General features: G+C 34.9%; 7 protein-coding genes. 2 read left to right on the forward strand and 5 right to left on the reverse strand.

The window, feature by feature from the left end:
• Positions 1-1,199, reverse strand: a 1,199-nt coding sequence (locus tag HRU49_RS13595; RefSeq protein WP_296358086.1) for a phosphoenolpyruvate carboxykinase (ATP), incomplete at its 3' end; no start/stop codon positions are given.
• A gap of 65 nt (positions 1,200-1,264) precedes the next feature.
• Complete coding sequence (locus tag HRU49_RS13600; protein WP_296358087.1) at positions 1,265-1,654, reverse strand: DUF423 domain-containing protein; 390 nt, start codon at positions 1,652-1,654, stop codon at positions 1,265-1,267.
• 80 nt (positions 1,655-1,734) lie between these two features.
• Between HRU49_RS13600 and HRU49_RS13605 the strand changes: the two genes are divergently transcribed.
• Both HRU49_RS13605 and HRU49_RS13610 read left to right on the forward strand, forming a co-directional pair.
• A complete protein-coding gene (locus HRU49_RS13605; protein ID WP_296358091.1) occupies positions 1,735-3,099 on the forward strand; it encodes a saccharopine dehydrogenase C-terminal domain-containing protein in 1,365 nt (454 codons plus the stop codon).
• A gap of 89 nt (positions 3,100-3,188) precedes the next feature.
• Positions 3,189-3,659, forward strand: a complete 471-nt coding sequence (locus tag HRU49_RS13610) for an Lrp/AsnC ligand binding domain-containing protein (protein ID WP_296358092.1) — start codon at positions 3,189-3,191, stop codon at positions 3,657-3,659.
• Between the two features lie 399 nt (positions 3,660-4,058).
• Here HRU49_RS13610 and HRU49_RS13615 read toward each other — a convergent pair whose 3' ends face one another.
• The 3 genes from HRU49_RS13615 to ald all read right to left on the reverse strand — a co-directional run bounded on the left by HRU49_RS13615 (position 4,059) and on the right by ald (position 6,775).
• Positions 4,059-4,787 (reverse strand): Bax inhibitor-1 family protein, encoded by a 729-nt coding sequence (locus HRU49_RS13615; protein WP_296358095.1) that lies wholly within the window; start codon positions 4,785-4,787, stop codon positions 4,059-4,061.
• A 101-nt stretch (positions 4,788-4,888) separates the two neighbouring features.
• Positions 4,889-5,578, reverse strand: a complete 690-nt coding sequence (locus tag HRU49_RS13620; protein ID WP_296358097.1) for a zinc metallopeptidase — start codon at positions 5,576-5,578, stop codon at positions 4,889-4,891.
• A 96-nt stretch (positions 5,579-5,674) separates the two neighbouring features.
• Complete coding sequence (ald, locus tag HRU49_RS13625) at positions 5,675-6,775, reverse strand: alanine dehydrogenase (protein WP_296358099.1); 1,101 nt, start codon at positions 6,773-6,775, stop codon at positions 5,675-5,677.
• Positions 6,776-7,055 lie beyond the last annotated feature (280 nt).

Here is a 7,055-nt window from a genome sequence, read left to right on the forward strand (position 1 = left end):
CCAAAACATGCTGAAAATGAAGGAACTGGTTCCTCTATTCCAGCTTCCGTTCCTGCCACCTTAGCCGTATAGCCTGAAATAAAATGATAAGCTGCTTGAGCTGGAGTTAATTTTGAAATTGGAGGTAGTACACCAAAAGCATCTGCCGTTAAGAAAAATATATTCTTGGGATTATTTCCTTTAGAAGGTGTCTTAATATTATCAATATGATAAATAGGATAACTTACTCTTGTATTCTGTGTTATGGAAGTATCAGCATAATCTACATTGCCCTGCTCATCCATAATGATGTTTTCTAAAATAGCACCAGGCTTTATAGCTCCATAGATTTCTGGTTCTTGTTCTGCCGATAAGTTAATTGCCTTAGCGTAACAACCTCCTTCAAAATTAAAGACCGTATTTTCTGCTGTCCAACCGTGCTCATCATCACCAATTAATTTACGATTTTGGTCTGTAGATAGGGTTGTTTTACCCGTACCTGATAACCCAAAGAAAATTGCTGTTTCACCATTTTCCCCAACGTTGGCTGAGCAGTGCATTGGCAATACATTTTTCTCTACCGGTAAAATAAAATTCAATGCTGTAAAAATACCTTTTTTTATTTCTCCTGTGTAGGCAGATCCGCCGACTAAGGCAATTTTTTTAGTAAAATTGAGAATAGAGAAATTACCTTGTCTTAGCCCATGATTTTCTGGGTCTGGACATTCATAGCCCGGAGCACAAAGCACCAACCATTCTTCTTCAAAGTTTATTAATTCTTCTTCGGTAGGTCTTAAAAACATATTATAGACAAACATGTTAGACCATGGATATTCTGTAACGGTTCTAACATTCATCTTATAATTAGAGTCGGCACAGACGTAGCCATCACGTACAAAAACTTCTTTATTGCTCAGGTAAGTTTCAATTTCACCTTGTAAGAAATCGAAGTGTTCTGAACTAATTGGTTTATTAGATGGTCCCCACCAAATTCTATCTTCTGTGTAGCTGTCTTTAACTAAAAAACGGTCTTCTGGGGACCTCCCTGTAAATTTCCCTGTATTTATTGCCAAAGTACCATTAGCAGTTTCTTTACCCATTCCTCTTTCCAAGGTAATAGCTTGTAGCTTTAAGGGCTCTAATTGATACTGGACTTTAGCATTTTTAATGCCATAATTTTCTAACGAAATCGTTTTCGTTGATTGCGTATGGTTTACCATAATTTTTGTGTTGTTTAGGTGAGCAAAATTATAACTTTATTTTAAAACAGCCCTAGAGAAATGCATTAATCGACCTTTGACTTTAATATATCGATTAACATAACCATCCAGGCCAAGATTAACAAGAAACCACCCGCTGGTGTCATCATTGCAATAGCCTTAAAATCAAAGCTAGAGAGGTCATTAGTAGCCAATCCATAGATTGATCCTGAAAAGAAAATTAATCCAATTACTATGAGATAAAACATGACTTTCTTTCGCTTGTAAGTGACAAAAGAAGTACCCCCTAGAATTAGCAATAATATGGCATGATAAATTTGATATCGCACACCTGTTTCAAATGATTTAATAGCTTCAGCATCAACTATCTTTTGCAATCCATGTGCTGCAAAGGCTCCTAAAATGACACCTGTTATTCCAAATATTGCGCCTGTTAATAGTATTTTTTTGTTCATAAGTAAAGTCTAATTTAGGTTTCTTTTGCTTTTTGTATTTAGTACATTCGTACTAACAAAATTAGTCATATAAAGCCATTATGCGAAAGATTTTAATCATTGGTGCAGGGAAATCATCGTCTTACCTCATAAAGTATTTATTAGATAAAGTTGAATCCGAAAATCTTCACATAACGATTGGAGATGTCAATGTAGAAAATGTGCAAAACTTAGTTGGCAATACCTCTAAAGCTAATAGCATTCATTTGGATGTTTTTGACGCTGATTCAAGAACAGAAGCCGTTAAAGAAGCTGATATCGTTGTTTCTATGTTACCGGCGAGATTTCATGTTGAAGTTGCTAAAGATTGTATTACCTACAAAAAGCATATGGTCACTGCATCTTATGTTAGTAAAGAGATGCAAATGCTTGATGATGCTGCCAAAGCCAATAATTTGGTCTTTATGAATGAAATAGGTGTTGATCCTGGAATAGATCACATGAGTGCCATGCAAGTGATTGACCGTATTAGGGATAATGGCGGTAAAATGATCTTATTTGAATCGTTTACTGGTGGATTGGTTGCACCTGAGAGTGATAATAATCTCTGGAATTATAAATTTACGTGGAACCCAAGAAATGTTGTTGTTGCAGGTCAAGGTGGTGCAGCAAAATTCTTGCAAGAAGATCAATTTAAATACATTCCGTATAACAGACTCTTTAGACGTACAGAATTTTTAGATGTTGATAATTATGGGAGGTTTGAAGCCTATGCTAACAGAGACTCTTTAAAATATCAACATGTTTACGGCTTAGACCACATTAAAACCTTGTATAGAGGCACTATGAGACGTGTAGGCTTTAGTCGTGCTTGGAATGTTTTTGTACAATTGGGAATGACTGACGATAGTTATACTATCGATGATAGCGCTAATATGAGCTATCGTGATTTTGTAAACGCTTTTTTACCTTACAGTCCAACAGACTCAGTAGAACTTAAATTTAGACACGCATTAAAAATTGATCAAGATGATATTGTTTGGGATAAATTCCTGGAACTTGATATTTTCAATGCAAACAAAATGGTAGAACTGCATAAAGCAACACCTGCTCAAATCCTACAAAAAATATTAACGGATAGTTGGACCTTGAATTCTGAGGATAAAGACATGATTGTGATGTATCACAAATTTGGTTACGAATTACATGGTAAAAAACATCAAATTGATGCAACTATGGTTGTTGTTGGTGAAGATCAAACCTACACCGCTATGGCAAAGACTGTGGGTCTACCTGTGGCTATGGCAACCATGGATATTTTAAATGGTAAAATCAAAACTCCAGGGGTTCAGATACCAATTTCTAAGGAGGTTTATACACCTATTTTAGAAGAACTAGAAACCTATGGAGTTCAATTCAAAGAAAAAGAAGTACCTTATTTAGGTTATAACCCCTTAAACCTGTGAACTACAACTTTGGTTCATTAACACCCTGACGCTTACAAATTGAAATCAATTTTATATTTTTAACTTTCAAATAATAAAGACAAATTAAAATGAAGGTTAATCATAAAGGGATACATATTGATGGCATTGATAAAAAGATATTAAGAGCTTTAATGGAAGATGCTCGAACTCCAATTTTAGAAATAGCCAGAACTGTTGGAATTTCTGGCGCAGCAATTCATCAACGCCTTAAAAAATTAGAAAAGTCTGGGCTTTTAGCAGGATCTAAATTTATAATTAATCCAAAAATTTTAGGTTATACTACTATGGCTTTTGTAGGAGTATATCTGGATAAAGCCGTCAGCAATCCTGAAGCCGTAAAACAGCTACAGCGCGTACCTGAAGTTATAGAATGTCACTATACAACTGGAGAATGGAGTATCTTTATTAAAATTCTATCTAAAGACAACGAACATCTGATGCATTTACTGAATAAGGAAATTCAAGGCATCAAAGGTGTTTCTAGAACTGAAACCTTTATTTCTTTACAGCAACAAATCAATAGACAGATAAAGGTATAAAATGATTAATCTCAATCTAAGTCTATTTCATGTCTTTTATGCTGTCTTCGGTTACAGTTAAAATACTTCTTCCTTCAACAAGCTGATAGCATTGCAGGACGATAATAACTATTTCCCTTTAACCCATTTTTACTATTCTTCTAGTCTGCTATTTTCTTATGCACAACTACTAACCAACTCCTTGTTTAGGAGTGGTGAGGTACAACATTCATTATTACGATTTAAGTTTGATTTTCACAACCGAAATGGAAAGCACAATATTAAATTTGGTATTTGCTGCAATACTAGGGAAATATCACAGTCAAGAGCTCATAAATACCTCCTGTTAAGCTATGGTTGCAGTTTTAATTAAAAAAAGCCCTGATTTCTCAGAGCTTTTATTTAGTGACCTTTTGGGATCTAATCTCTAGACATAAATATTCTTAGAATATACCAGAACAATAGCATTAACGAAGCAAATAAGCCCAGTGCAGCGGGTATATAATCTTCTACACCATATTTTTTAATAATAATTGATGTCTGATATAAAATGGAACCTCCTGCTAATAAGCACATTGCCACCGAAAACCATAAACCTAAATTAAAGCCAAATATAGTTCCAGCTATAATTAATCCCATCGCTACAAAGAAGCCAATCGTTAATCCAGTTCTCAAAAATGAAAAATCCTTTTTAGTAACAAATACAACGGCAGATAACCCTGTAAATAAGGCTAGAGTCAAAATAGCCGCTTGATTTAAAATCTCAGGACCTGATTCCATATAAAATGCTGCGATGTAAATTAGTGGCACAAAAATTAAGGCCTCAAAGAATATATAAATACCATAAGCTAAATACTGCTTATTCTTATCTTCTGTTCGCATAGCCATACTTTCAGCATAATTTGTAGCCAACATAAATCCCCCTAACATTAATAACCATTTGTAACCTTCGGTCATTGACAGCATAAAGTCTACAATAGTATCACTTTGAAGTAACAACCATTCAAATAGAATAAAGACCAATACTCCACCAGCCACATGACTATAGGTCTTTTTATAAAAAGCTACTCTCTCTACTTCAGAAAGTGTTCCTACTAATACTTTGGTTTGTTCTTGCTCCGGAAAGGGGTTGGGTGTTTGATTTTCCATATTTTTTGATTTAGTTATGACTTAAATGTAAGTCTTTTCAAACAAATAGCCATAAAAAAACGCTGAAATTCAGGGCTTATTAGTAACTTTATAGATACTCATTAGCGTCTATTTAAAAAGATACTTATAAAATAAAGTAACGTCGCCAAAGATCCCAAGGCAGCTACTAAGTATGTCCTTGCAGCCCATTTAAGAGCATCTTTTGCACCAGCATATTCCTCTTGAGATACCATATTTTTGTTCTCTAACCATGCCAATGCTCTGTTACTCGCATCATATTCTACTGGTAGTGTAATAAAAGTAAATGCTGTAGTTACAGCAAATAACAATATTCCAATTAAAAATATAGAAGTACCAAAAGCAGAACCACCAACAGATAAAACTAAACCTGCCATGATCACCAAGTTAGACAGCTTGCTACTTACTCCAACGGCTGGCACAATAGCAGAACGCATTTCTAACCAACTATAAGCTTTAGCATGTTGTACGGCATGACCAACTTCATGAGCAGCAACTGCCGCTGCAGCTGCATTGCGTTGATTATACACGGCCTCACTTAGATTAACAGTTTTATTTTTTGGATTGTAGTGATCTGTTAACTGTCCTGGAGTAGAGATAACCTCCACATCATAAATCCCGTTATCGGCAAGCATTTTTTCAGCTATCTCCCTTCCGCTCATACCATTTCTAAGGCTAATCTTAGAATAATGGCTGAACTTACTTTTCAACTTATTACTTACATAAGAACTTACCAGAAAAATAACCCCAGCAAGTACATAATATCCCATCATAATGATTTGCATTTAAAGTTCTATATATTCACATCAAAAAATAAGCCAAACTCTCGTTAAGAAAATTTGGCAGATTTTATAGGTTATTATGACAGTTTACATAGCATCTACAGACCAGTTAAAGGCTTCTGCAATTTCTTCATAAACAATTTTGCCCTTTACAATATTGAGTCCTTTACGTAAGGATTCATCCTGAGCACAAGCGACGTCCCATCCTTGGTTAGCTAATCGCAATACATACGGTAAGGTCACATTAGTTAATGCAAGTGTAGAGGTATATGGTACTGCACCTGGCATATTAGCCACACAATAATGAACAACATCATCAATTATGTAAGTAGGATCTTCATGTGTTGTAGCTTTTGTTGTTTCTATACAACCTCCCTGATCTACAGCCACATCAACAATTACTGTTCCTGGACGCATATCTTTAAGCATGTCTCTCGTAATTAACTTAGGAGCCTTTGCCCCTTTAATTAAAACTCCTCCGACAATTAAATCATGATCCTGAATACGCTTTCTGATATTAAATTCACTTGAAAATTCAGTAACAACATGATTTGGCATTACATCATTTACATAGCGCAATTGCTTCATATTAATGTCCATAATAGTAACATGTGCTCCTAGACCTGCAGCCATTTTTGCGGCTTGAATTCCTACGGTTCCTGCTCCTAAAACAAGAACCTTTCCTGGGGGTACTCCTGGCACACCTCCTAATAACACTCCACGACCTTTGATTGGTTTCTCTAAATACTTAGCACCTTGCTGAATTGCCATTCTACCAGCAACTTCAGACATTGGAGTTAATAATGGCAATGATCCATCTTCGTCTTCTACAGTCTCATAAGCAATACATACTGCTTTACTATTTAACATGGCTTTGGTAAGTGGTTCACTAGAAGCGAAATGGAAATAGGTAAATACAACATGATGTGACTTAATTAATCCGTACTCTTCCGGAATAGGCTCTTTAACCTTTACAATCATATCCGCAGATGCATATACTTCCTCAATAGTATCTAAAAGCTCTGCACCAACCTCTTTATAGTCTTCATCAAAAAAGCCACTTCCTAAACCAGCGCTTTTTTGCACATAAACCGTATGATTATTTTTAATGAGTTCATAAACACCAGCTGGCGTCATACCAACTCGGTTTTCATTGTTCTTGATTTCTTTTGGGACTCCAATTTTCATCTCTGTAATTTTAAAAATTAATAGCAACATGAAGTACTATCAAAAAAACCAATTAACCAAATTTGACCTAAAAATTGAATGCATTTTTATGAAATTCTGAATTTGAAGTTTCTATTTTAAGAAATCTTTAATAAAGTGCTAATTTCCAAACAAATACAACAATAGATGTAAGTAATATTGCTTCGACGAAATGAATTTGGAACTTTAATTAACTTACCAAATCACTCAAAAGCTAAGGTGACTTCATCAACTTTTAGCAATTCAAAAATAATAAGTAAAT

It is taken from the genome of Winogradskyella sp., assembly GCF_013213975.1.
GTDB lineage: Bacteria > Bacteroidota > Bacteroidia > Flavobacteriales > Flavobacteriaceae > Winogradskyella.

Excerpts from the sequence above, each read along its gene's own strand:
- HRU49_RS13600 (WP_296358087.1), bottom strand. The coding sequence starts at position 1,654 with ATGAACAAAAAAATACTATTAACAGGCGCAATATTTGGAATAACAGGT.
- HRU49_RS13605 (WP_296358091.1), top strand. The coding sequence starts at position 1,735 with ATGCGAAAGATTTTAATCATTGGTGCAGGGAAATCATCGTCTTACCTC.
- HRU49_RS13610 (WP_296358092.1), top strand. The coding sequence starts at position 3,189 with ATGAAGGTTAATCATAAAGGGATACATATTGATGGCATTGATAAAAAG.
- HRU49_RS13615 (WP_296358095.1), bottom strand. The coding sequence starts at position 4,787 with ATGGAAAATCAAACACCCAACCCCTTTCCGGAGCAAGAACAAACCAAA.
- HRU49_RS13620 (WP_296358097.1), bottom strand. The coding sequence starts at position 5,578 with ATGATGGGATATTATGTACTTGCTGGGGTTATTTTTCTGGTAAGTTCT.
- ald (WP_296358099.1), bottom strand. The coding sequence starts at position 6,775 with ATGAAAATTGGAGTCCCAAAAGAAATCAAGAACAATGAAAACCGAGTT.